The following is a 20,404-nucleotide window of genomic DNA, read 5'->3' on the forward strand; positions in this document are numbered from 1 at the left end:
GGCCAATCGGTAGACCGAACCGCAGGCCAATCGGCAGACCGAACCGCAGACCGCACCGCGGAACCGAACCCGCAAACCGCACCGCAGACCGCAGACCGCAGAAGGCCCGCCCCACGGCGGGCCTTCTCACCCCTCCCGCAGAGCCTTCGCGAGCGCACTGTCCCCGCTCACCACCACCCGCCCCTCCCGCACCGCATCGGCGAGGCCGACCCGCCCCCGGGCGAGATCGGCACCGGTACGGGAGTCCAGCTCCAGCAGCACATCGGCGTCACCGGGCGCGCCCCCGTCCCCGTACACCGGACCGTCGCTGTGCCCCACCCGCAGATGAAAGTCCCCGTCCTCCGACCGCACATCCACGACCCCCTCCCCCAACCCCTCCCCCAACGCCCGCAGCAGGGGCAGGGCGAGCCAGTGGGCGCGGACGGCGTCGGTGGGCCGCCGGTCCCCGAGTTCCTCCTCGCCCCACTCCCCCAGCGCCTGGAGGACGGGCAGCAACCGCCGCCCGCGAGGGGTGAGTTCGTAGACGAAGGCCGCTCCGGGGGGCGGCAGCTTGCGGCGCCCGCTCAGCCCGTCCCGCTCCATGTCCCGCAGCCTCGACGCGAGGACATCCGTGCTCACGCCGGGAAGGTCCGCGTGCAGATCGGTGTAGCGGCGCGGCCCGGCCAGCAGTTCCCGGACGATCAGCAGGGTCCAGCGGTCGCCGACGGCATCGAGGGCGCGGGCCGCGGAACAGTACTGGTCGTAGCTTCGGCGTGGTGACATGCGACGCAGTCTAGACATGTTGTTGGACTTTCCAAGCTGTCACTTGGTAAAACCAAGCATCACACGTCACCGGAGGAGCGTCGCATGGAGTTCCGGCAGTCGAGCAAGCTGAGCGAGGTCTGTTACGAGATCCGCGGACCGGTGATAGAGCACGCCAACGCGCTGGAGGAGGCGGGCCACAGCGTGCTGCGCCTGAACACCGGCAATCCGGCGCTGTTCGGTTTCGAGGCGCCGGAGGAAATCGTCCAGGACATGATCCGGATGCTGCCGCAGGCGCACGGCTACACCGACTCGCGCGGCATCCTCTCGGCCCGCCGAGCGGTGGCCCAGCGCTACCAGACCCTGGGCCTGGAGGTGGACGTGGACGATGTCTTCCTCGGCAACGGCGTCTCGGAACTGGTCTCGATGGCCGTCCAGGCACTGCTGGAGGACGGCGACGAGGTCCTGATCCCGGCGCCGGACTTCCCCCTCTGGACGGCCGTCACCACCCTCGCGGGCGGCACAGCGGTCCACTACCTCTGCGACGAACAGGCCGACTGGTACCCCGACCTGGACGACATGGCGGCGAAGATCACCGACCGCACCAGAGCCGTCGTCATCATCAACCCGAACAACCCCACGGGCGCGGTGTACCCCCGGGCCGTCGTCGAGGGCATCCTCGACCTGGCCCGCCGCCACGGCCTGATGGTCTTCGCCGACGAGATCTACGACCAGATCCTCTACGACGACGCCGTGCACCACTCGGCCGCCGCGCTCGCCCCCGATCTGGTGGTCCTCACCTTCTGCGGCCTCTCCAAGACGTACCGGGTGGCGGGCTTCCGCTCGGGCTGGCTGGTCGTCACCGGCCCGCGCCAGCACGCCCGGAACTACCTGGAGGGCCTCACCATGCTGGCCTCCATGCGCCTGTGCGCGAACGCGCCCGCGCAGTACGCGATCCAGGCGGCGCTGGGCGGACGCCAGTCCATCACCGATCTCACCACCCCCGGCGGCCGGCTCCACGACCAGCGGAACGTGGCCTGGGAGAAGCTGAACGAGATCCCGGGCGTGTCCTGCGTGAAGCCCAAGGGCGCGCTGTACGCGTTCCCCCGTCTGGACCCGAAGGTCCACAAGATCCACGACGACGAACGGTTCGTCCTGGACCTGCTGCTGCGCGAGAAGATCCAGGTCGTCCAGGGCACGGGCTTCAACTGGCCCACCCCCGACCACTTCCGCATCCTGACCCTGCCGCACGCGGACGACCTGGAGGCGGCGATCGGAAGGATCGGACGGTTCCTGAGCGGGTACCGGCAGTAGCGGGCCGGACGTTCCCGACCGGCGAGGCCGACTCCTCAGAAGGTCAGCTGGTTCAGCAGCCGGTCGAAGAGGGCACGGGACAGCCCGGCGACGGCACCGCCCAGCACGACACGGAGCAGCGTCAGCCGACGGGGATGCCCCTCCGCGCCGCCCTCCTGGACGGGGGCGGCGGGGACGGGCGGCGGGACGGTCGGGACGGTCGGAGCAGGCGAGACGGACGGGACGATCGGGGCAGGCAGAGCAGGCGAGACAGACGGGACGGACGAGACGGTCGGGACGGGGACGCTCCGGGCGTCCCGGCGTACTCCCGGGTGGGACTCCATGGCTGTTGTTCCTCTCTCCTCGGCGCGGACTGCTGTCCTGTCCTCGGTCGCGTCGCGCGGGACGGGCGACCGACGCGCCCCCTGATGACCGGGAGGCACCCCCTCTGTGTACCGTGCGCCTCCGCCCCGTTCCGCGATCTCTGGACGGATCCGAACGGGCGGCGCCCGTGGCCGCCGCACCGCACCCTGGCCGGGAGCGGGGAAGGGTGCCAAGGTGGCGGGAAGCGCGGGCGAAGTCATGTCAGGGGGGACGATGCCGACCGCCGAAGAGATCGCCGCGGCTCTCCGTTTCACCGGCGAGTTCGAGCGGCTGCGAAAACGCGCGGGCAATCCGTCCTATGACGAGTTCGAGCGGCTGGTGCCCCATGTGCCGCGCAGTACGCTGCACAACGCCCTCAGCGGTACGCGGAAGAGCCTCGCGGACTGGCCGTTGTTCCGCCCGCTGCTGCACCGGTGCATCGAGCTGGCCGGGAGGAACGGCGTCACGGACGCCGGGACCGAGGCGGACTGGCTGGAGTTCTGGAAGGCGGCGACCGATGGGCGGATCATTCCGTCCCCGCTGGAATCCGCGGCGATTCGGGCGAAGTTCCGCAAGGCGGAGGAACGGGCGAGGGTACTGAGCGACGCGGGCGTCCTCAGCACCTTGCAGGCCCTCTACCCCTCCTACCCGCCCGTCGACCTCTGGGGCGTGAAGCACCCCATCTGTGTGTTCCCGGCGCCGCCCGAGCAGTGGCACGACACGGAGGCGGCGGTCGGAGCACTGCTGGACCGCCGGGTCCCGGCGGAGGACGAGTACGCCGGGGACTACGACCCGGACGGCGGCCGGGACGCCTTCCTGACCTACGTGGACCGCTATCACCGAGCGAGCGCGGAGGACCGCCGCCGCTTCTTCCCGGGTGCCGCGTACAGCCTCCGGCAGCTGAACCTGAACCCCGGGGGCGCGGTCACCATCGACTGCGCGATGGGCCGCTACTTCACCTCGCTCGCCACCTCGGAGGACCTCGACGCCGAGATGATGGAGTCACTCACGGCCGACCCGGCGCGGCCCGTGCCGCTGCGTGAACTCCCCCGGCGCTCCTGGCTGCACCGGCAGGTCGAGGATCCCGTCATCGACGGCCGTCACCGCGCCGCGGCCATCTCGCACGCCACCGTCGTCGTGACCGCCACCGGCGACGGAGGCTACGACATCCTGCTCCCGGAACGGTCCCGCGATGTCGCCACGCACGCCCACTTCAACCATGTCGCCCCGTCCGGGATCTTCGCCCCGTACGACGAGACCTCACCGTCGCCGCTCATGGAGTATTCCGTCCGGCGCAACTTCTTCCGCGAGTGGAGCGAGGAGTTGTACGCGGCGGAGGAGCATGAACACCCCCAGTACTCGGTGGTGATCCCCGACCCCGAGGACGAACCCGAGATCACCCGCCTCAAAGCCCTGCTGGACAGCGGGCGGGGCCACCTCGGTTACACCGGGGTGTCCTGCAACCTCCTCACCATGCGTCCGGAGATCTGTCTGGCCCTGATCATCGACGACCGGAACTGGTTCAGGGAGGAGAACCGGATCGCCCGCGAGATGGGCCGGACCTTCGAGTGGGGCTGGGAGTACGAGAAGAGGGTGTGGGACGGGGCGAGGGCCCCCGGGAAACCGGGCCAGCTGCGCCTGCGCCTGGACGCGGACCTCCGGCCCGCCGACGGACAGCTCCTCCGACCCAGTTTCCTCATCCCCAATGCGGCGGCGGCGATCTTCCTGGCGGTCAGAATGCTCAGGCTGCGCCGGACGGCGAGAGCCTGATGCCCCCGGGCGTGAGCAGCGCCTCGGTGAGCCCATTGATCCGCGGCACCCAGGCACTGCCGTCGCCGCCACCGCCGCGCACGAAACGGACCTCGGGATCATCGAGCCCGAGCACCCGGCGATAGAAGTCCCCCGCCGCGTCGGGATCGGCGCCCTGGTGCTGTGGCGCGCTCGGGGTGGCGGGAGTCCCGGGTGCGTGCGTCCACCCGGCGAATCCGCGCTGCTCCCAGAGCGAGACGGCGGCGCCCAGAGGATCCATGAGGGTGCTCATGGCACCCACCCCGGGAAGTTCGAAGGGCTCGACGACGAGCTGCGCCCCGGCGTCGAGCGCGGCTCGCGTACGGGCTTCGACGTCGTCCACGGCCAGATACCAGGCGATGTGCTCGGGGATGCCGGGCGGGTAGACGGGGTGGGAGAGATCACTCAGCCCGGCCACCGCATGACCGTCGTGGGCGAGAACGGCAGCGGCCCGCAGCGCCTGGGGCTCCTCGGGCCGCCAGCCCAGGGACTCGGCCAGGAGAGTCACCGTGGCCCCGACGTCATGGGTCTTGAGATCGAGCCAGCAGAACATTCCGGGGCCACGGGGGTGCATCGGTCGGCCGTCCTCTCTTCGCGGCCGTTCATCATAGGAAACCCGGTCGCGGCTACCCGCAAGGCGGGCAGCAGACCGGTGCCGGTTCGACGCAGACGGCGACGGAGTCGGTGTTGTCGGTCGGGTCGGGATCCTTCTCGTTCGCGGTGGCGGTGGCGGTGTTGTGGACGAGGCCGGTGGTCGTGGCCTTGGCGCGCAGGACGAGGGCGGCGGTGGCGCCCACGGCCAGGTCGCCCACGGTCCACTCGCCCGTGGCCGGGTCGTACGCTCCCGGACCCTCGGCGGAGAGGAAGGCGAGGCCCTCGGGGAGCCGGTCGGTGACCCGGACGCCGGTGGCCCGGTTGGGGCCGGTGTTGGCCACCGTGACGCGGTAGGTGACGGTCTGGCCGACGGTGACGGTGGTGAGGTCGGCGGCCTTGGTCAGGTTCAGGTCGGCCGCGGGCTTGACCTCGGTGACCGCCTCGTCGGAGGTGGCCGTCAGCGGCTGGGGCGTCTCGCCGAGCCGGTTCTCGTATGTCGCCGTGGCGGTGTTCCTGACGAACGATCCGGCGCTGGCCAGGTCGATGACGACCCGGTACTCGACGGTGGTGCCGCCCGGCAGGGCATCCGTGTTGGGCAGGGAGCCGCCGACCGCGCCGGAGGCGCCCGCGCCGAGATAGAAGACGACCTGGTCGGTCGCGGGGTCGTAGTGCCCCTGGTCGTCGCCCGCCCCATCCGTCAGCGCCCCGGTGTTCGGCCCGTCGACGATCCGCAGCGAACCCGGCACATACGTCGTCCCGGGCGGTACGGCATCCGTGAGAACCAGCGCGTCGGCCGCCCCGCCGCCCTCGTTCCGGGCGGTGACCCGATACGTGAGGACGTCTCCGACCTCCAGTGGCCCGGCGGGGATCGCGGTCTTGTCGAGGACGATGTACGGGGCGGTGCCGAAGAAGATGCCGTCCAGGAAGTTGCCGATCCCCCGGTTGCCGCCGGCCGCGGCGATGGAGCGGAACGCGAACCGTGTCAGCGTCTGCCCGGCCGGGACGACATACGTCCCCGTGTAGTAGCCCCAGGCGTTCTTGCCGTCGGAGAAGCGCCGCTGCTCCACCACCGCCCCGGGTGCGCCGATGTCCAGCGCCATGGTGTCCTCCCCCAGACGGCCCCGGTGGTAGAGGCGCCAGTACAGGGTGGTGCCCGGGGTGGTCGGCAGATCCTGGTAGAGGGTGGACACCTCGTTGGCGTTCAGCTCGGCGAACTGGGCCCCCTCGGCGGACGGCACCCCCAGGAAGCCCGAGCGCCACAGCTCCACCATGTGGTCGGAGGCGGTGGTGAGCCAGCCGGGGACTCTCTTCGGCGCCTGCGTCTGGGAGGAGTCGGGCAGGATCTCGAAGTCCGTCACGGCGGGCTGCTCGAAGCTGCCGTTGACGAGGGCGACGCGGAGGGGCGGGGTCGGGGTGGACATGCTTCTTCTCCTGCCAGTTGACGGAGTCGGCCACTACGTTCGGTAGCGAATCGCGGGATGACGACTCCGTACAGTGGCGCCCTGTCGGCTCCGGCCAACCCTCCACGGCGGGTTTACTGCCATGTCCCGGTCGCCGGGCGTCCCCACCGCCGCTTCCGCCCCGGGCGCCCCATCCACCCTGGCCGGAAACGCCGGTCACCCAGGGTGAATTGAACGCGGTCGGGTTGACGCCGGGCCCCCGCTCACTTCAACGCCACCTCACACCACACCGTCTTGGTGTACGGGTCGCCTCCGGCGGTTCCCCAGTGCGTGGCCAGCGCCTCCACGAGGACGAGTCCCCGCCCCGACTCGGCGCCGAGTGCCACCGGCGGAACGCATCCGGGCTCGGGGGGCCGCCGCTCGGGGCGCGCATCGGTCACCTCGATACGCAGAGTGGGGTGACCCTCCGGGTGGAGCGTGAGGTTCAGCCGGAACTCACGGCCCCGCAGGCGTCCGTGCGTGGCGGCGTTGGTGGCCAGCTCGGCGACGAGCAGGGCGGCGGTGCGGCTCGCGTCGGTGTCGGGGGGCCAGCCCCAGTCGTGCAGCTTCCCGATCGCACAGTGCCGGGCGAACCGGGCCCCGGCGGGGGTGGCGGGGAGACGGATTCCGTAGTTCATGTCACTGAGAGTGGTGGGACGTCCCTAGAGTGGCCAGTAATGGCGGCCGTACACAGCGTCACTGACCGGTTCGCAACCCGGGCCGCACCGCGCGGGAGGACGTTACACAGTGCGGCACGCGGAAGTTGACGCTCGGAGGTGTCGGAACATGGGCGAGAAGCCGGAGACAAGCGCCGTCAATGACGAGGAGTCGGTGGCGGTCCTGCGGACGGTCGGGCGGATCATCAAAATCTACCGGGAGCGGAGCGGACTCACACAGGCCGAGTTGGGGAAAGCGCTCGGGTACAGCGAGGAGCAGGTTTCGTCCGTCGAGAGAGGCAAACGCGCCCCCAGTGAGAAGTTCCTGATCAATGCCGACCGGGTGTTGGAGGCAGATGGAGTGATCGCGAGGCTACAAGAGGACGTGGAACAGGTTGGCTATCCGCTGACGCTCCGACGTCTCATGAGGTTCGAGGAGGATACGGTCGAATCCTGCGCATTCCAATCGACCGTCATCAACGGCCTGCTCCAGACGCCGGAGTACACGGAGGCTCTGTACGAGATGCGGCGTCCTCCCTACACCCAAGAAGAAAAGAGGCGGCTCGTAGCAGCGCGCCTGACTCGCCAGAAACTCTTCGATCGGCAACCCGAGCCGTTCTTCAGCTTCGTCCAGGACGAGGTCACCCTGCGCCGCCCGCTCGGCGGCAGGGCGGTGATGCGGAAGCAGTTGGAGCGTCTGCTGGAGTTGGGCGAGCGGTCCAATGTGGACATCCAGGTCATGCCAACGGATGTCGAGGAGCACGCCGGAATCGCGGCACCCATTCTGTTGATGCGGCTCAGCGGCGGATCCACCGTTGCCTTCCAGGACATGCCGTCCAGCCACATCTACATCCACCAGAAGAAGGTCCAGCCTCTGGTCATCCGCTATGGCGTCATCCGCGCCCAAGCCCTCACACCTCGTGACTCACTGATGTTCATCGAGAAACTACTGGGAGAGACCTGATGACTGACACCACACTGGACTGGTTCAAGAGCAGCTACAGCGTGAACGAGATCTCGGAATGCGTAGAGGTGGCCCTCGCGTCCCAGACGATCCACGTTCGTGACTCCAAGCGAGCAGACAGCGACCAGCTCGCGTTCGTGGCCAATAGCTGGGACCCCTTCCTCAAGATGCTGGGAGAGGCATGACAGCACTGCGGTGGTTCAAGAGCAGCTACAGCGGCGCCGATGCCCCATCCTGCGTGGAAGTCGCCCTCGCCCCCCAGACCATCCACGTCCGCGACTCCAAGCAGCACATAGACGGCGACCGGCTCACCTTCACGCAGGACCACTGGACCGCGTTCATCTCGTACGCCACCGAACGCTGACGTACACCCGGCCCCGCACCGGCACCTCACCGGGCGCGGGGCCGGGTCGTCGTACCGTCAGCAGATCCGGTAGGAGCTGATCCTGTCGTTGATCCACGACGGAACGCTGCCCCAGCGCTCCCAGGGGCCGATTCTGAACTCCAGGCCCGTGAGGTTGCCGTGCTCGTAGAAGCACAGGCTGTTCGAGGTGTTGTTGACGAGGGACGAGACGGCGTCATTGCCCACCGACAGTTGCACGGTGCGCGGCACACGGAACCACGTCCAGTTCGTGCCGTCGTAGTTGGAGTGCTGGAACAGGCACAGCTCAAGCCCGTTGCAGCGGTCGGGCGTCCCGGCGGCGGCCGGGGTGGCGGTCGCGAGACCGGCGGTGGCGGCGAGGGCGGCGGCACCGGCGAACAGGGCGACCTTGCTTCCGGCCTTGCGGAGGAGAGAAGTCATGGCCGGAACCTAACGGCGGAACCCACACCAATGGAGCACGTGGCTCCAATGCTTCCCGGATGAGCAGTGAGCTTCGCCTGAAGGTGCGTAGTCGTAACCTGAGGTCATGGGTGATCTCTTTCTCGTACGGCACGGTGAGACCGAGTGGTCGCGGAGCGGCCGGCACACCGGGCGCACGGACGTGCCGCTGACCGAGCGCGGACGCGCGGAGGCGCGGGCGCTGGTGCCGCTCATCCGGTCGCATCGGATCGGCGCGGCGTTCGTCAGCCCGTTGCAGCGGGCGCGGGAGACCGCGGAGCTGATCGGGTTGCCGGACGCGCGGACGGACGTCGATCTCATGGAGTGGGACTACGGGGCGTACGAGGGGATCACGACCGTCGAGATCCAGCGGGACCGGCCGGGGTGGTTCCTGTTCACGGACGGGGTGGAGCCGGGGCCGGTGGAGCATCCGGGCGAGACCGTGGAGCAGGTGTCGCGGCGGGCGGACCGGATGCTGGCGAAGGTGGATGCCGCGCTGGCGAACAACGAGGGGTGTGTCGTGCTCGTGGCGCACGGGCATTTTCTGCGGGTGCTGACCGCGCGGCGGCTGGGGCTGGCGCCGGAGGACGGGGCGTTGTTCCAGCTGGCGACGGGGGCGCTGGGGCGGCTGAGCCATGAGCATGGGTGGCCGGTGATCGCGGGGTGGAATGTCAGACCCGGGTCGTAGCCTTCGGAGAAGGGGCGGCTTCGGGGAGGTGGGTGGGTATGGCGCGACCGGCGACGGCGGGGCAGCGGCGGGTGATCGAGGGGGCCGATCCGGTGACGGGGCGGGTGCGGGGTACGGAGGCGCAGCTCGCGGCGCTGGTGAAGCGGGGGCTGGCGTTCCGGCATCCGAGGCCGCCGCATGAGCACTTTCTGACTCCGGCGGGGCACCGGCTGCGGGAGGCTCCGGTCGGCCTTCCTGTGCCGGAGGTTCCGGCCAAGGCTGATTCCGGGGTGTTCGCGGCCCGCGTCGGGGGTGAGGAGGAGCCGCCGGAGTCGGGGCCCGCGCGGACGCGGGAGGTGCGCAGTGCGTGGCAGGGGCTGCTGGAGCTGAGGCGGATGACGAATCCGGACGGGGCGGTGGACCGGCCGTGCGGCTGGGAGCGGAGCCATCTGGTGCAGGCGGCGGCGCTGGCGCTGGAGGCGGCGGGGCACCGACCGGCGGAGGGGGCGTCGGGTGGGTACCGGGTGCGGGCGACTCCGCAGCCGGAGGCGGTGGCCGTCCATGACAGTGACGCGGCGGCGCTGGTGGGGTACGCGGAGACGCTGGAGGGGGCGGGGTGGCAGCCGGGCGAATACACCGACCCGCGCAGCCGGAGCCGCTATCTGCTGGCCTCCCCTCGTCGGGTGTGAGGGTTGGGTGGCGTGCCAGGATCGGGGGCGATGGCGTGGGCGATGACAAGGAGTCGCGGTGAGTGAAGAGTTCTCGGTGCCGGTGAGCGTGCGCGGGTACGAGACGGATGTGCAGGGGCATCTGAATCAGGCGGTGTATCTGAGCTATGCGGAGCATGCGCGCTGGGCGCTGCTGGAGGCGGCCGGGATCCGGCAGCGGGATCTCACGGACAACGGTCTCGGGCCGGTGGTGCTGGAGACCGTCATCCGGTACCGCAGTGAGCTGCTCGCGGGTGATGAGGTGAGCGTGACCTGCGCGTTCCTCTGGGGCGAGGGCAAGACGTTCCGGGTGGTGCAGCGGATCGTGAAGGCGGACGGGACGCTCGCCGCCGAGGTGGAGGGCGTGAGCGGACTGCTCGACCTCACCGCGCGGCGGCTGGTGGCGGACCCGGGCGGCCGGTTCAAGCAGCTCGCGGCGGAGCCCGCTCTGATGGGGCTGTAGCGGATCGGCCCGTCAACTGCCGCCCGCCCTGACCACCATTCAGCAGCGGCGATTCCGTTGATTCCGTGGGTAGGCTTCGCGATGCTCCACGATCCTCGGAAAGGGCGTCATGGGTCGAGTACTGAGCTTCTACGCGGACGAACTGGCCGTGGCGTTAATCCTTGGAGTTCCGTTGTCCATCACGGTGGCGTGGCTGGTGCATCGGTTCGTCATGAGGCGAACTCCGGGGCCGAGAATTCGCCGTCTGGCGGTACTCGACGGTCTTCTGGCTGCTTCGGTTCTCCCGTTTCTCTACGCGACGCTGTCCCGGGGTTACGGCAGCGGGCGAACGCTGAGCGTCATTCCGTTCGGTGAACTCTCCACGTCGTTCGGCACCGCACAGGTGGCCTTCTCCGAAGTGACGCTGGTCAACGTCGGCGGCAACATGGCGCTGCTGTTTCTCTTCGGCGCCTTGCTCCCCGTGCGGAGCCGAAGGTGTCGCGGCCTCTGGCGCGTCGCGGCTGTCGCGGCGCTGCTGTCCCTCGGTGTCGAAGGCACACAGTACGTATGGGCGGTTGGCCGCGTGACCTCCGTGGACGATGTCCTCGTCAATGTCGCCGGAGCCCTGATCGGCGCTCTGGTGTCTCGTCCTTGGTGGTCCAGGATTCACGTTCGCCTGGAGGTCCGGCTCGACCACCATGGCAGTGTCGTGACATGACGCGGACGGCCCGCGACCCGGTTCAACGGGCCACGGACCCCTTCCTGGACGCAGGTGGGACTACGGGTAGGTCGTCGTGCCGGAGGTTCGGCGGCTGGTCAGATCTCCGCTGTCCCAGTTGCCCGTGACGCGCGCGTAGAAGTAGTAGGTGTCGGCCGCTCTGTTCGTCCAGCTCACCGTGCCACCGGAGCACGGCACTGTCTTGGTCCCATGGTTGTCATCGGTCGGAGCAGCCTCGCTGTAGAGGGTCACCTCCACGGATTGGGACGAGGTGCAGTTCGCTGACGACTGGCCGCTGGTGTTCTGGATCGCCTTGATACTGATCTTGTGGGTGCCCGTGCTTCGAGCTGTGTACGTGCGCGATTCGAAGCCGATCTGGAAATCGGCGGTCCAATCGAATGAACCAGCGAGCGGCCCGAACATCCCGCCCGCGCCGGCCGAGGCCGTCGATAAGCCGAGACTTGCCAGTATCACCGCCACAGATAACACGGTGCGGGCCATTGTCTTCATGTTTCTCCCTGGCGAGAGTGAACGTGTCGACCATGTTCCTACCCAGCGTCTTCAGCAGATCAACGGGACGGCCCAACACCTCGAACAGCGACGTGGCCGAATTCTCTTCGTTCGCTTGGCGAGCCACAGCTCTTTGCGTCGGCAAGTGGCTCTTTCAACCACCTTTCAGGCGTCCAAAAAACCTCGCCCAATTGTTCTATCCCGCCGCCGGCTGATGCCCCGCCGCCCCGCTGATCTCCTCCCCCGCCTCCATGGGGTGGGTGACGTCCTGGGCGTCCCGGCCGCCCTTGCCGAGGTGGTTGAAGACGAGGTTGAGGAGGACCGCGGCGACGCAGCCCGTCGAGATCCCGGAGTCCAGGATGATCCGCGCGGTCTCCGGGAAGGCGTGGTAGAACTCCGGCGCCGAGATCGGGATGATGCCGACGGCCAGGGAGACGGCGACGATCAGGACGTTGTTGTCCTTGTCGAGGCCCGCGCGGACCAGGGTCTGGATGCCGCTCGCGGCGACCGAACCGAAGAGGACGACCCCCGCGCCGCCCAGCACCGGGCGCGGGACGACCGCGATCAGTGACGCCGCCATCGGGCACAGGCCCATCAGCACCAGGAAGCCGCCCCCGGTGGCGACGACATACCGGCTGCGGATCTTCGTCATGGCGACCAGCCCGATGTTCTGGGCGAAGGCGCTGCACATGAAGCCGTTGAAGAGGGGGCTGATCGCGGAGCCGAGGGTGTCGGCGCGCAGCCCGGCCGCGATGGTCTTCTCATCGGCGGGGCGGTCCACGATCTCGCCGAGGGCGAGCATGTCGGCGGTGGACTCGGTCATGGAGACCACCATCACCACGCACAGCGAGATGATCGCGGCGAGCTGGAACTGCGGGGCACCGAAGTGGAACGGGGTCGGGAAACCGATGACGTCCGCGTCCGCGACCGGGCCGAAGTCGGTGACGCCGAAGGGGATCGCGATGAGGGTGCCCAGCACCAGGCCCAGCAGGACCGCGATCTGCTTGACGAAGCCCCGGGTGAAGCGGCGCAGGACGAGGACGATCACCAGGGTGATCGCGGCGAGGGTGAGGTTGGTGGCGGAGCCGTAGTCGGTGGCGGTGGGGTTCGCGCCCTGGGCCCAGCCGAAGGCGACCGGGAGCAGGGAGATGCCGATCAGGGTGATGACCGTACCGGTGACGACCGGGGGGAAGAAGCGGACCAGCTTGCTGAAGAAGGGGGCGGCGAGGAAGCCCAGCAGTCCGGCGACCATCACCGCGCCGAAGATGATGGGCAGCGCGTCGGATGTGTCGTCGGTGGTCGCGACGATCGCCGTCATGGGGGCGACCCCGGCGAAGGTGACCCCGTTGACGAAGGGCAGCCGGGCGCCGATGTTCCAGACGCCGATGGTCTGGAGGAAGGTCGCGAGACCGGCGGTGAAGAGACAGGCGCCGGTGAGGAAGGTCAGTTCGGCGGCGGAGAGCCCGATCGCGGCGCCGACGATCAGCGGCGGGGCGACGACTCCGGCGTACATGGCGGCCACATGCTGGAGGCCGGTCGTCGCCATCTTCAGGGCGGGGAGTTTCTCGTCCACGGGATGGACGGCAGGGCGGCGGGCTTGCTGGGCAGGGACTCGGTCGGCAGGCACTGCGGCTCCTCCGGTCGGTTGCACGGCACCGTTGCCGTGGGTGTCAGGGAGGTGGTGCGTGTGACGTGGTCGTGCGGGACCGGGGTGGCGATGAACGGTGAGGGGTGATTAGGGGATGGGGGGTGAGGTCCGTGCCCCGGGGCGTGCGCCGCGATGTGCGGGCACGCCCCGGAGACGGCCGCCATGGCTCCGCTCGGGTCCATGGCCACCGGCCGGGAGCCGTCCCTCCCGGCCGGAGTAATGGGGGTGATCAGCCGCGCGGGTGTGGGTGCGCGGGATGATCAGCCGCGTACGGCGATCTCGGGGATCGCGGGATGGGCGGCCTTGCCGGCGCTCCCGGTGATCTCGGCGAGGCGGCGGGCCTGTGCGCGGGTCTCGCGGGCGAGGGCGTCCTCGTCGGCGGTGAGCAGCCGGCCGTTCTCGACGATCTGGCGGCCGTCGACGAACGAGGCGGTGACCGGCGCCGCCGCGCCGAGGACCAGCGCGGTCACCGGGTCGGCGATGGAGGCGTGGGCGAGGGTGTCCAGGTTCCAGAGGACCAGGTCGGCGAGCTTGCCGGGCTCCAGCGAGCCCGTCTCGGCGGCCCGGCCGAGGACCTGGGCGCCGCCGTAGGTGCCGAGTCGCAGCGCCTGACGGGCCGTCAGGGCGCGTTGGCGGTGGGCGCCGAGGCGGTTGATGAGGAGGGCGTTGCGCAGTTCGGTGTGGAGTTCGCCGGACTCGTTGGAGGCGGTGCCGTCGACCCCGAGGCCGACCGGGACACCGGCGGCGAGCAGGTCGGGGACGCGGGCGATCCCGGCGGCGAGGCGGGCGTTGGAGGAGGGGCAGTGGGCGACGCCGGTGCGGGTGCGGGCGAAGGCGGCGATGTCGGTGTCGTTCATATGGACGCAGTGGGCCATCCACACGTCCTCGCCGAGCCAGCCGGTGGACTCGAAGTAGTCGGTCGGCCCCATGCCGAAGAGTTCATGGCAGAACTTCTCCTCCTCGACGGTCTCCGAGCCATGGGTGTGCAGCCTGACCCCGAGCCGACGGGCGAGCGCGGCGCCCTCGCGGAGCAGATCGGTGGAGACGGAGAAGGGTGAGCAGGGGGCGACGGCGATCCGGGTCATGGCGTCGAAGGCGGGGTCGTGGTGCTCGGCGACCGTGGCCTCGGTGGCGGTGAGCGCGCCGTCCAGCGTCTCGACGGCGAAGTCCGGGGGCAGCCCGCCGTCCTTCTCGCTGCGGTCCATGGAGCCCCGGGCGAGGGTGAAGCGGACGCCCATCTCGCGGGCGGCGCGGACGATGGTGCCGGAGAGGTCGCCGGAGCCGTGCGGGAAGACATAGTGGTGGTCCATGGCGGTGGTGACCCCGCCCCGGGCCATCATCGCCAGCGAGCCGCGGGCCGCCGCGCCCACCATCGGCTCGTCGATCCGCGCCCAGGTCGGATAGAGCGCCACCAGCCAGTCGAAGAGGTGGTGATCGGTCGCCAGGCCCCGGGTGATCCACTGGTAGAAGTGGTGGTGGGTGTTGATGAGACCCGGGGTGACGAGATGCCCGGAGGCGTCGATACGGCGTACGACGTTCTCCAGGCCGTCCGGCGCCCGGCCCGCCCCGAGCGACTCGATACGGTTCCCGGCGAGCACGAGGTGGCCGGTGGCGTACTCGGTGTCGTGGGCGTCGACGGTCGCGATCGCGGCGTTCTCGATCACGATGCGCTGGGCTGCTGCCATGGGGTACGTCCTGTTCAGAGGTTGGTGAGGTCGGCCGGGATCCGCGCCTCGTGGCCGTCGCGCAGGACGGTGGCCTCGATCAGGCCGTAGGGGCGGTCGGCGGCGAAGTACACCCCTCCGTCGGCGGTATCGTTCTTCAGCTCGAACGGGGCCAGGTCCACCAGGAAGTGATGCTTGTTCGGGAGGGAGAAGCGGATCTCGTCGATCTCCTCGCGGTGCTCGATGATCCGCGCCCCCATCTGGTACAGCGTCTGCTGGAGGGAGAGGCTGTAGGTCTCGGCGAACGCCTGGAGGAGATGGCGCCGGGTCTCCTGGTAGGACTCCTCCCAGTCGGGCATCGACCGGTCCTCGTCGCCGGTCCAGGCGAACCGCCAGCGGGCGGAGACATCGGTGGCGAGGATCCGGTCGTACGCCTCCGGGAGGGTCGTGTACTTGTCCTTGACGTAGCCCCAGAACTCGGAGTTGGTCGAGTTGAGGACGGTGAGGTCCTTGAGTCCCGAGATCACCTCCCAGCTGTCGCCGTCGTAGGTGATCTGGGTCAGCCGGATCTCCTGGCCGGTGCGGGCGAAGGAGTGCCCGGCCTGGTCGGGGGAGGTGGTCCCGATCCGCTCCCACCCGTACTCCTCGATCCGGACGCGGGCGCGGTGGATGGGGTCCTGGGAGGTGACGAAGTGCCGGGCGAGATGGATGCCGAACTGCTCGGCGGAGTCGATGCCGTACTCCTTGGCGAAGGCATAGACGGTGTTCTTGGTGGTGTCCGTCGGCAGGACGTTGGCGTTGGAGCCGGAGTAGTGGACCTCGGCCATGTCGCCGCTCAGCGCGATGGAGACATTGAGATCCTTGATGTGATGGGTGGCGCCGTCCCGCGTGATCCGGACGACTCGGTTCTCGGCCTTGCCGTACTGGTTCTGTCCAAGAAACGTGGGCATGGTGTCTGCTAGCTCCCTCGGTAAACGGAGTAGCCGAACGGGTTGAGCAGCAGCGGTACGTGATAGTGCTCGCCGGGGCGGACGGCGAAGGTGATCGCCACCTCCGGGAAGAACACGTCCGGGGAGTCCTTCTCCGGGAAGACCATCTCCGGGGAGTGCGCCTCCGGGGCGAGGGACTCCTGAGGGTGTGTCTCCTGAGGGTGCGTCTCCTGGGAGTGCCCCTCCGGATGGAGCACGGTACCGCTGTCCCGATTCGCGGGGGCGTCCTGCTGCGCATCGGCTCGCTGGGTCGTGAAGTACGGCTCCACCGCGAAGTCGAGCCGTACATGGGTGGTGCCCTCCGGCAGTGCCGGCAGGTCCTTGCACCGGCCGTCCGCGTCGGTCATGGAGCCGCCGAGTGCCTGCCAGTCCGCGTCCCGGCCGGTGCGGGCTTCGAGGCGGACGGCGACACCGCGGGCGGGGCGGCCGACGCTGGTGTCCAGGATGTGGGTGGACACCGAGGCGGTGGTACGGGTGCTCATGGGGATCAGTCCTCTTCCTCTTCCGCTTCCAGAAGACGGGCGAGTCGGATGCGGTTGATCTTCCCCAGTTCGGTGCGGACGATCTCCCGCTCCCGCTCCGGCGCGTTGCCGATCCGCTCGCGGAGCGCGTCCCGCATCTCCTCGCCGGTGCGGCCGGTGGCGCAGATCAGAAAGACATGGCCGAACCGCTCCTGGTAGGCCAGATTGAGGTCGAGCAGTTCCGCCCTGAGCGTCTCGGCGGCCCCGGCCATCCCGGACTGCTCCCGGGCCGAGGTGGGGTCACCGGGCCGGGGGCGGCCGATCGGGGGATGCCCGGCCATCGCCTCGCCGAGATCGTCGGCGGTGAGCGCGGCCATGGCGGTGTCGCTGGCGGCGTACAGGTCCCCGGGGGTGGTGGCGGGCCGGGCGGCGAGGAGCCGCTCGACCCATGCCGTGGCGGCGCAGACCTCGTGCAGCGCGGTGCGCGCGGCGGGTTCCTCAAGGGCGTTGAACCGGGACAGGCCCGGCGTGGAGGTGGTCGTCACGGGAGGGCCTCCGTGGCCTGGTGCTGAACGGGCTGCGCATAGCTAACGCCCTCAGCAACACGGCGTCAACAGTTTGTTGAAAATTCCGGGTAACAACGGGGGACAACGGGAACCGCCGCTCCGCGGACTCGCGCAGCGGCGGCATGGAACCGGGCGAAACTCCAGGTCAGGAGGGATATGCAGACCCCTCGCCGGTCAGCTCTCGCGCTCCCGGTTGAGGTAGTTGTAGACGGTGAAGCGGCTGACCCCGAGGGCGACGGCGACGGTCTCCACCCCGTGCCGCACGGAGAAGGCGCCGCGCGCCTCCAGCGCCCGGACGATCTCCTGCTTGGTCTTCCTGTCCAGGTCGGCGAGGGGTTTGCCGTGGCCGCGCTCCATGGCGGCGAGGATGTGATCGAGCGAGTCGGCGAGCTGCGGCAGCCGTACGGCGACGGCGTCGGCGCCCGCCCAGGCGAGCACCACATCGTCCGGACCGGCCTCCTCGGGCGGCACCATGGCCCCGCCCATCGCGTCGACCAGCGGCTTGACCGCGGCGATAAAGGCATCGTGACCGGTCACCTATCGCCCTCCCCCACCACATTGACCTGGAGCGAGACCCGGGTGGCCCCCGCCTCCAGCGTCCGCCGCAGCAGCGCGTCCAGCGCGGCGAGCACGGCGTCGGCGCCGCCCTCCGCCGTATTGCCGAAGGGCCCCACGTCCACGGCGTCCAACTCGGCCGCCTCGATCACGTCCCGGGCCACCAGCGCGTGCGCGGGGGCCTGGTCGAGATCGAAGGGCTCGGTCGTGAACTCGACTCGCAATCGCACTGTGCCCCCATGAAGCCGTTCTTCCGTCCCAGCGGTGGTGTGCGGCGGCGGGGCGTTGGCGTACCCCGGCCGCTTCTGCACGACCTTAACGGACTCCCCTGCCACGATCGGCGGAGAACCGGGGGGCGGCTGGCGCCCCCCGTAAGGGATCACCGGCCGCGCTGTTCCGTGGCCTCTCGGATGATCAGCGCCGGGAAGTTGCCGAACTGATCCTCGGGTGCGCCGACCTGGAGAGCGATCCGGAACGTCGGAGCGCGATTCTCGAACTCCCCGAGGCCATCGGCATTCTCGACGAGGAGTGATCCCGGGGATCTTCCGCGCATCAGGCGGAACGGGACGGCTCCGGGCGCGGTGTCGGTGGCGTAGGGCAGAGTGGACGACGGCAGACGACACACCGACGCGAAGGGCACACCGATGGATCTGGTGCTGCTGCCGGAGGTGGGCGTCGCCACCGTCCGGCTCGGGATGCGGGTGGACGCGGCGGTCGAGGCGGCGCGGGCGCTCGGCTTCGACCCGACCGGCCCGGACCGCGACGCGGCACCGGGCCAGGTCTTCTGCGCACACCCCGCGTCCGGGGCGGACCTCACCCTCAGTTTCACCAAGGGCGCCCTGACCGACATCCACGTCTCCCGCTTCCGGAGCGAAGACGCGGACGTCCATGTCGTCCTCGACGGCCTCGACATCTTCCGCACGCCGAGCGACGAACTGCTGGAGAGGCTGCGGGAGCGGGGCCACCGGGTGGAGCAGAACGACCACGGCGTGGACACCCTGCCGGACCTGAAGGTGATCCTCTCCAACGAGAGCAGCTTCGACCACCCGGTGGACGGGGACGGCGATCCCCTCCACTTCGACTACGCCCTGGTCACCTCGGTCCTCTTCCACGGGCCCCGCGCCGACTGAACGGGACGACGACGGGCGGGGCGTCGGCCTCCGGCCGAAGGGCGCCCCCGTGAAGCCGGGAAGCGCTCACCCGTCCTGGCCACGGCGCCGGACGGCGAGCCGCACCGGCAGCCGGGCCGGTGCGTTGACGAACGCCGACGCCACCGGCTCGATGTCCTCCGGCGGCTCCGCGAGGGTGATGGTGAACCGCTCGTAGAGCGCGGGCAGCGCGACCGCCCCCTCCAGCCGGGCCAGCGGAGCGCCCAGACAGTGGTGCGGGCCGTGGCCGAACGCCCGGTGCTGATGGGCGTTGGACCGCTCGGGTGCGAAGGTGTGCGGGTCGCTGAAGACCTCGTCGTCTCGGCTGATCGCCGCGAGATGGCACAGGATGGGATCCCCGGCGCGCAGGGTGACGCCCGCCACGGTCATCTCCCGCTCCGGGTACAGGAACATGCTCATGGGCGCGGGCGGATCGAGCCGCAGCGACTCCTCCACGACCCCCCGCCAGACTTCCGGGCCGCCGCCGTCCGCCAGGACCTCCGCCAGCCGCTCCGGGTGCTCGGCCAGCCGCCGGATGACATTGCAGATCAGGTCCTGGGTGGTCTCATGCCCCGCGAGCAGGACGAGGAACAGGGTGCCCGCCAGCTCCTCCTGGGACATGTTGCCCTTGTCGAACTCGGTGATCAGGGCCGTCGTGAGATCGGGGCCGGGCCGCTCCCGCTTCTCGGCGATCAGCTGCGCCATGGCGCCGAAGATGCTCGCCTCGGCGGCCAGCCGCTCCGCCGGGGGCGTTCGGCCGCTCATCAACAGCGCGGTGTCGACCGCGAGTTGGCGCCGGGCGTCGGTGTCCTCCACCCCGTACAGCTCGCAGATCACGATCACCGGGATCTCGAAGGCGAAGGTGGTCCGCAGATCCACCACCGTCTCGGGCCCCGACGCGGCCAGCGCGTCGAGCCGCTCGGCGACGATCTCCTCGATGCGCCCCCGCAGGGCCTCGACCCGGCGGGTGGTGAAGGCGGCCTGGACCGGCTTGCGGAGCCGGGCGTGATCGAGGCCGTCCATGATGAGCATGGTCGGGGTGACCAGGAGCTGGAGCATCGGCCAGCTGTCCGGCACCTCCCCGTTCTGGTAGGCACGCCAGTGGGCGGGGCTCTTGCGCAGGTCGGGGTGGGTGGTCAGCAGGTCGTAGACCTCCCGCCGGGTCACCGCCCAGGCCCGCACCCCGTCGGTGAGTTCCACGGGCACCAGCGGTCCGAGTGCCTGGAGGGTGCGGCCCTCGGCCTCGAAGTCCTGTCCCAGCGGGTCGATGCGGTACAGGGGGCGGTCGAGCCCCCACTCGTCGGGCGGGGATATCTCCCCGGTGGGTCCGGCAGCGGTTGTCTCGGTCACGGCGCCTCCGAAAGCGGTCGGGGACGGGGGGTGGACGGCATGCCGTCGGGCATGCTGTGACGCATTCTCGGTAAAGGAACGACCAAGACCACCCCATGCGGGGCGGGTTGCCCGATCGCTTCTGGCTTGCTGCCCGAAAGGGCGACGCTCCGGGCGGCTGCTCCACACTCCGCCCAGGATGAGGGGCGGATGCCGGAGTGGGGCTCGGGGCGGGCGGGGACGGGGTGTCCTGGCGGATCACCTGATGCGGGCGGATGTCATCGCCGCGCCTTTGCTGGGCCAAGGTCGCGCGGGGTACCCCCGCCATCCAGCGAGCCGGCC

General features: G+C 69.9%; 26 protein-coding genes. 10 read left to right on the top strand and 16 right to left on the bottom strand.

The features are described from left to right. Nucleotides 1–126 precede the first annotated feature (126 nt). A complete protein-coding gene (locus ABZX40_RS33940; RefSeq protein ID WP_355746531.1) occupies nt 127–762 on the bottom strand; it encodes a winged helix-turn-helix transcriptional regulator in 636 nt (211 codons plus the stop codon). 84 nt (nt 763–846) lie between these two features. Between ABZX40_RS33940 and ABZX40_RS33945 the strand changes: the two genes are divergently transcribed. Beyond that, nucleotides 847–2,055, top strand: a complete 1,209-nt coding sequence (locus tag ABZX40_RS33945) for a pyridoxal phosphate-dependent aminotransferase (protein ID WP_355746529.1) — start codon at nt 847–849, stop codon at nt 2,053–2,055. A gap of 35 nt (nt 2,056–2,090) precedes the next feature. Here the strand turns inward: ABZX40_RS33945 and ABZX40_RS33950 are convergent, their stop codons facing one another. Further along, the gene (locus ABZX40_RS33950; RefSeq protein WP_355746526.1) at nt 2,091–2,378 is read right to left on the bottom strand and encodes a hypothetical protein; all 288 of its coding nucleotides are present in this window, start codon (nt 2,376–2,378) and stop codon (nt 2,091–2,093) included. Nucleotides 2,379–2,631: 253 nt separating this feature from the next. Here ABZX40_RS33950 and ABZX40_RS33955 point away from each other — a divergent pair, with 253 nt between their 5' ends. Continuing rightward, complete coding sequence (locus tag ABZX40_RS33955; RefSeq protein WP_355746523.1) at nt 2,632–4,167, top strand: hypothetical protein; 1,536 nt, start codon at nt 2,632–2,634, stop codon at nt 4,165–4,167. Here ABZX40_RS33955 and ABZX40_RS33960 read toward each other — a convergent pair. From ABZX40_RS33960 to ABZX40_RS33970, 3 genes are all read right to left on the bottom strand, one after another. Further along, nucleotides 4,139–4,759: a VOC family protein gene (locus ABZX40_RS33960; protein WP_355746520.1), complete on the bottom strand. Its 621-nt coding sequence runs from the start codon at nt 4,757–4,759 to the stop codon at nt 4,139–4,141. The two genes, ABZX40_RS33955 and ABZX40_RS33960, sit on opposite strands and share 29 nt — an antisense overlap. A 52-nt stretch (nt 4,760–4,811) precedes the next feature. After that, complete coding sequence (locus ABZX40_RS33965) at nt 4,812–6,200, bottom strand: hypothetical protein (RefSeq protein WP_355746518.1); 1,389 nt, start codon at nt 6,198–6,200, stop codon at nt 4,812–4,814. 242 nt (nt 6,201–6,442) lie between these two features. Then, nucleotides 6,443–6,856, bottom strand: a complete 414-nt coding sequence (locus ABZX40_RS33970) for an ATP-binding protein (protein WP_355746515.1) — start codon at nt 6,854–6,856, stop codon at nt 6,443–6,445. A gap of 148 nt (nt 6,857–7,004) precedes the next feature. Here ABZX40_RS33970 and ABZX40_RS33975 point away from each other — a divergent pair, with 148 nt between their 5' ends. Genes ABZX40_RS33975 through ABZX40_RS33985 form a run of 3 tightly spaced genes read left to right on the top strand, consistent with a single transcriptional unit; the run spans nt 7,005 to nt 8,202 of the window. After that, nucleotides 7,005–7,838 (top strand): helix-turn-helix transcriptional regulator, encoded by an 834-nt coding sequence (locus tag ABZX40_RS33975; RefSeq protein WP_355746512.1) that lies wholly within the window; start codon nt 7,005–7,007, stop codon nt 7,836–7,838. Beyond that, nucleotides 7,838–8,023: a DUF397 domain-containing protein gene (locus ABZX40_RS33980; RefSeq protein WP_355746509.1), complete on the top strand. Its 186-nt coding sequence runs from the start codon at nt 7,838–7,840 to the stop codon at nt 8,021–8,023. The genes ABZX40_RS33975 and ABZX40_RS33980 overlap by 1 nt, the downstream gene beginning before the upstream one ends. After that, entirely contained in the window at nt 8,020–8,202 is a 183-nt protein-coding gene (locus tag ABZX40_RS33985; protein ID WP_355746506.1) for a DUF397 domain-containing protein, read from the top strand. Before ABZX40_RS33980 ends, ABZX40_RS33985 begins: the two co-directional genes overlap by 4 nt. Before the next feature lie 57 nt (nt 8,203–8,259). Here ABZX40_RS33985 and ABZX40_RS33990 read toward each other — a convergent pair whose 3' ends face one another. After that, nucleotides 8,260–8,640 (bottom strand): peptidase inhibitor family I36 protein, encoded by a 381-nt coding sequence (locus ABZX40_RS33990; RefSeq protein WP_355746503.1) that lies wholly within the window; start codon nt 8,638–8,640, stop codon nt 8,260–8,262. Between the two features lie 106 nt (nt 8,641–8,746). Between ABZX40_RS33990 and ABZX40_RS33995 the strand changes: the two genes are divergently transcribed. The 4 genes from ABZX40_RS33995 (at nt 8,747) to ABZX40_RS34010 (ending at nt 11,192) form a co-directional block, all read left to right on the top strand. After that, entirely contained in the window at nt 8,747–9,346 is a 600-nt protein-coding gene (locus ABZX40_RS33995; protein WP_355746500.1) for a histidine phosphatase family protein, read from the top strand. Nucleotides 9,347–9,384: 38 nt separating this feature from the next. Then, on the top strand, nt 9,385–10,014 hold the full coding sequence (locus ABZX40_RS34000; RefSeq protein WP_355746497.1) for a hypothetical protein: 630 nt from the start codon (nt 9,385–9,387) through the stop codon (nt 10,012–10,014). A gap of 58 nt (nt 10,015–10,072) precedes the next feature. Beyond that, nucleotides 10,073–10,495: an acyl-CoA thioesterase gene (locus tag ABZX40_RS34005; RefSeq protein ID WP_355746494.1), complete on the top strand. Its 423-nt coding sequence runs from the start codon at nt 10,073–10,075 to the stop codon at nt 10,493–10,495. 109 nt (nt 10,496–10,604) lie between these two features. After that, nucleotides 10,605–11,192 carry a VanZ family protein gene (locus ABZX40_RS34010; RefSeq protein ID WP_355746491.1) on the top strand — a complete coding sequence of 196 codons (588 nt, stop codon included), beginning with the start codon at nt 10,605–10,607 and terminating at the stop codon, nt 11,190–11,192. Between the two features lie 60 nt (nt 11,193–11,252). Here the strand turns inward: ABZX40_RS34010 and ABZX40_RS34015 are convergent, their stop codons facing one another. The 9 genes from ABZX40_RS34015 to ABZX40_RS34055 form a co-directional block, all read right to left on the bottom strand. After that, nucleotides 11,253–11,702: a hypothetical protein gene (locus ABZX40_RS34015; protein WP_355746488.1), complete on the bottom strand. Its 450-nt coding sequence runs from the start codon at nt 11,700–11,702 to the stop codon at nt 11,253–11,255. A gap of 196 nt (nt 11,703–11,898) precedes the next feature. Continuing rightward, a complete protein-coding gene (locus tag ABZX40_RS34020; RefSeq protein WP_355746485.1) occupies nt 11,899–13,329 on the bottom strand; it encodes a nucleobase:cation symporter-2 family protein in 1,431 nt (476 codons plus the stop codon). Nucleotides 13,330–13,610: 281 nt separating this feature from the next. Next, complete coding sequence (locus ABZX40_RS34025) at nt 13,611–15,035, bottom strand: 8-oxoguanine deaminase (protein ID WP_355746482.1); 1,425 nt, start codon at nt 15,033–15,035, stop codon at nt 13,611–13,613. A gap of 14 nt (nt 15,036–15,049) precedes the next feature. Then, nucleotides 15,050–15,964, bottom strand: a complete 915-nt coding sequence (gene pucL, locus ABZX40_RS34030) for a factor-independent urate hydroxylase (protein ID WP_355746479.1) — start codon at nt 15,962–15,964, stop codon at nt 15,050–15,052. An 8-nt stretch (nt 15,965–15,972) separates the two neighbouring features. Next, the gene (locus ABZX40_RS34035) at nt 15,973–16,485 is read right to left on the bottom strand and encodes a hydroxyisourate hydrolase (RefSeq protein ID WP_355746476.1); all 513 of its coding nucleotides are present in this window, start codon (nt 16,483–16,485) and stop codon (nt 15,973–15,975) included. A gap of 5 nt (nt 16,486–16,490) precedes the next feature. Beyond that, a complete protein-coding gene (gene uraD, locus ABZX40_RS34040; protein WP_355746473.1) occupies nt 16,491–17,009 on the bottom strand; it encodes a 2-oxo-4-hydroxy-4-carboxy-5-ureidoimidazoline decarboxylase in 519 nt (172 codons plus the stop codon). A gap of 195 nt (nt 17,010–17,204) precedes the next feature. Further along, nucleotides 17,205–17,567, bottom strand: a complete 363-nt coding sequence (locus tag ABZX40_RS34045) for a helix-turn-helix domain-containing protein (RefSeq protein WP_355746470.1) — start codon at nt 17,565–17,567, stop codon at nt 17,205–17,207. Further along, nucleotides 17,564–17,815, bottom strand: coding sequence for a hypothetical protein (locus ABZX40_RS34050; protein WP_355746467.1), 252 nt, complete (start codon nt 17,813–17,815; stop codon nt 17,564–17,566). Before ABZX40_RS34050 ends, ABZX40_RS34045 begins: the two co-directional genes overlap by 4 nt. A 149-nt stretch (nt 17,816–17,964) precedes the next feature. Continuing rightward, complete coding sequence (locus ABZX40_RS34055) at nt 17,965–18,225, bottom strand: hypothetical protein (protein WP_355746464.1); 261 nt, start codon at nt 18,223–18,225, stop codon at nt 17,965–17,967. A gap of 4 nt (nt 18,226–18,229) precedes the next feature. On the opposite strand from ABZX40_RS34055, the gene ABZX40_RS34060 reads away from it, so the two are divergent. Then, nucleotides 18,230–18,715 (top strand): hypothetical protein, encoded by a 486-nt coding sequence (locus ABZX40_RS34060; RefSeq protein WP_355746461.1) that lies wholly within the window; start codon nt 18,230–18,232, stop codon nt 18,713–18,715. Nucleotides 18,716–18,781: 66 nt separating this feature from the next. Here the strand turns inward: ABZX40_RS34060 and ABZX40_RS34065 are convergent, their stop codons facing one another. After that, entirely contained in the window at nt 18,782–20,083 is a 1,302-nt protein-coding gene (locus ABZX40_RS34065) for a cytochrome P450 (RefSeq protein ID WP_355746458.1), read from the bottom strand. Nucleotides 20,084–20,404 lie beyond the last annotated feature (321 nt).

It is taken from the genome of Streptomyces sp. NPDC004610 (assembly GCF_040609715.1).
Taxonomy (GTDB): Bacteria; Actinomycetota; Actinomycetes; order Streptomycetales; family Streptomycetaceae; genus Streptomyces.

Coding starts and splice junctions, on each gene's coding strand:
- ABZX40_RS33945 (WP_355746529.1), top strand. CDS start 847: ATGGAGTTCCGGCAGTCGAGCAAGCTGAGCGAGGTCTGTTACGAGATC.
- ABZX40_RS33940 (WP_355746531.1), bottom strand. CDS start 762: ATGTCACCACGCCGAAGCTACGACCAGTACTGTTCCGCGGCCCGCGCC.
- ABZX40_RS33995 (WP_355746500.1), top strand. CDS start 8,747: ATGGGTGATCTCTTTCTCGTACGGCACGGTGAGACCGAGTGGTCGCGG.
- ABZX40_RS33985 (WP_355746506.1), top strand. CDS start 8,020: ATGACAGCACTGCGGTGGTTCAAGAGCAGCTACAGCGGCGCCGATGCC.
- ABZX40_RS34025 (WP_355746482.1), bottom strand. CDS start 15,035: ATGGCAGCAGCCCAGCGCATCGTGATCGAGAACGCCGCGATCGCGACC.
- ABZX40_RS33990 (WP_355746503.1), bottom strand. CDS start 8,640: ATGACTTCTCTCCTCCGCAAGGCCGGAAGCAAGGTCGCCCTGTTCGCC.
- ABZX40_RS33955 (WP_355746523.1), top strand. CDS start 2,632: ATGCCGACCGCCGAAGAGATCGCCGCGGCTCTCCGTTTCACCGGCGAG.
- ABZX40_RS33975 (WP_355746512.1), top strand. CDS start 7,005: ATGGGCGAGAAGCCGGAGACAAGCGCCGTCAATGACGAGGAGTCGGTG.
- ABZX40_RS34060 (WP_355746461.1), top strand. CDS start 18,230: ATGGATCTGGTGCTGCTGCCGGAGGTGGGCGTCGCCACCGTCCGGCTC.
- ABZX40_RS34035 (WP_355746476.1), bottom strand. CDS start 16,485: ATGAGCACCCGTACCACCGCCTCGGTGTCCACCCACATCCTGGACACC.
- ABZX40_RS33980 (WP_355746509.1), top strand. CDS start 7,838: ATGACTGACACCACACTGGACTGGTTCAAGAGCAGCTACAGCGTGAAC.
- ABZX40_RS33970 (WP_355746515.1), bottom strand. CDS start 6,856: ATGAACTACGGAATCCGTCTCCCCGCCACCCCCGCCGGGGCCCGGTTC.
- ABZX40_RS33950 (WP_355746526.1), bottom strand. CDS start 2,378: ATGGAGTCCCACCCGGGAGTACGCCGGGACGCCCGGAGCGTCCCCGTC.
- ABZX40_RS34010 (WP_355746491.1), top strand. CDS start 10,605: ATGGGTCGAGTACTGAGCTTCTACGCGGACGAACTGGCCGTGGCGTTA.
- ABZX40_RS33965 (WP_355746518.1), bottom strand. CDS start 6,200: ATGTCCACCCCGACCCCGCCCCTCCGCGTCGCCCTCGTCAACGGCAGC.
- ABZX40_RS34000 (WP_355746497.1), top strand. CDS start 9,385: ATGGCGCGACCGGCGACGGCGGGGCAGCGGCGGGTGATCGAGGGGGCC.
- ABZX40_RS33960 (WP_355746520.1), bottom strand. CDS start 4,759: ATGCACCCCCGTGGCCCCGGAATGTTCTGCTGGCTCGATCTCAAGACC.
- pucL (WP_355746479.1), bottom strand. CDS start 15,964: ATGCCCACGTTTCTTGGACAGAACCAGTACGGCAAGGCCGAGAACCGA.
- ABZX40_RS34015 (WP_355746488.1), bottom strand. CDS start 11,702: ATGAAGACAATGGCCCGCACCGTGTTATCTGTGGCGGTGATACTGGCA.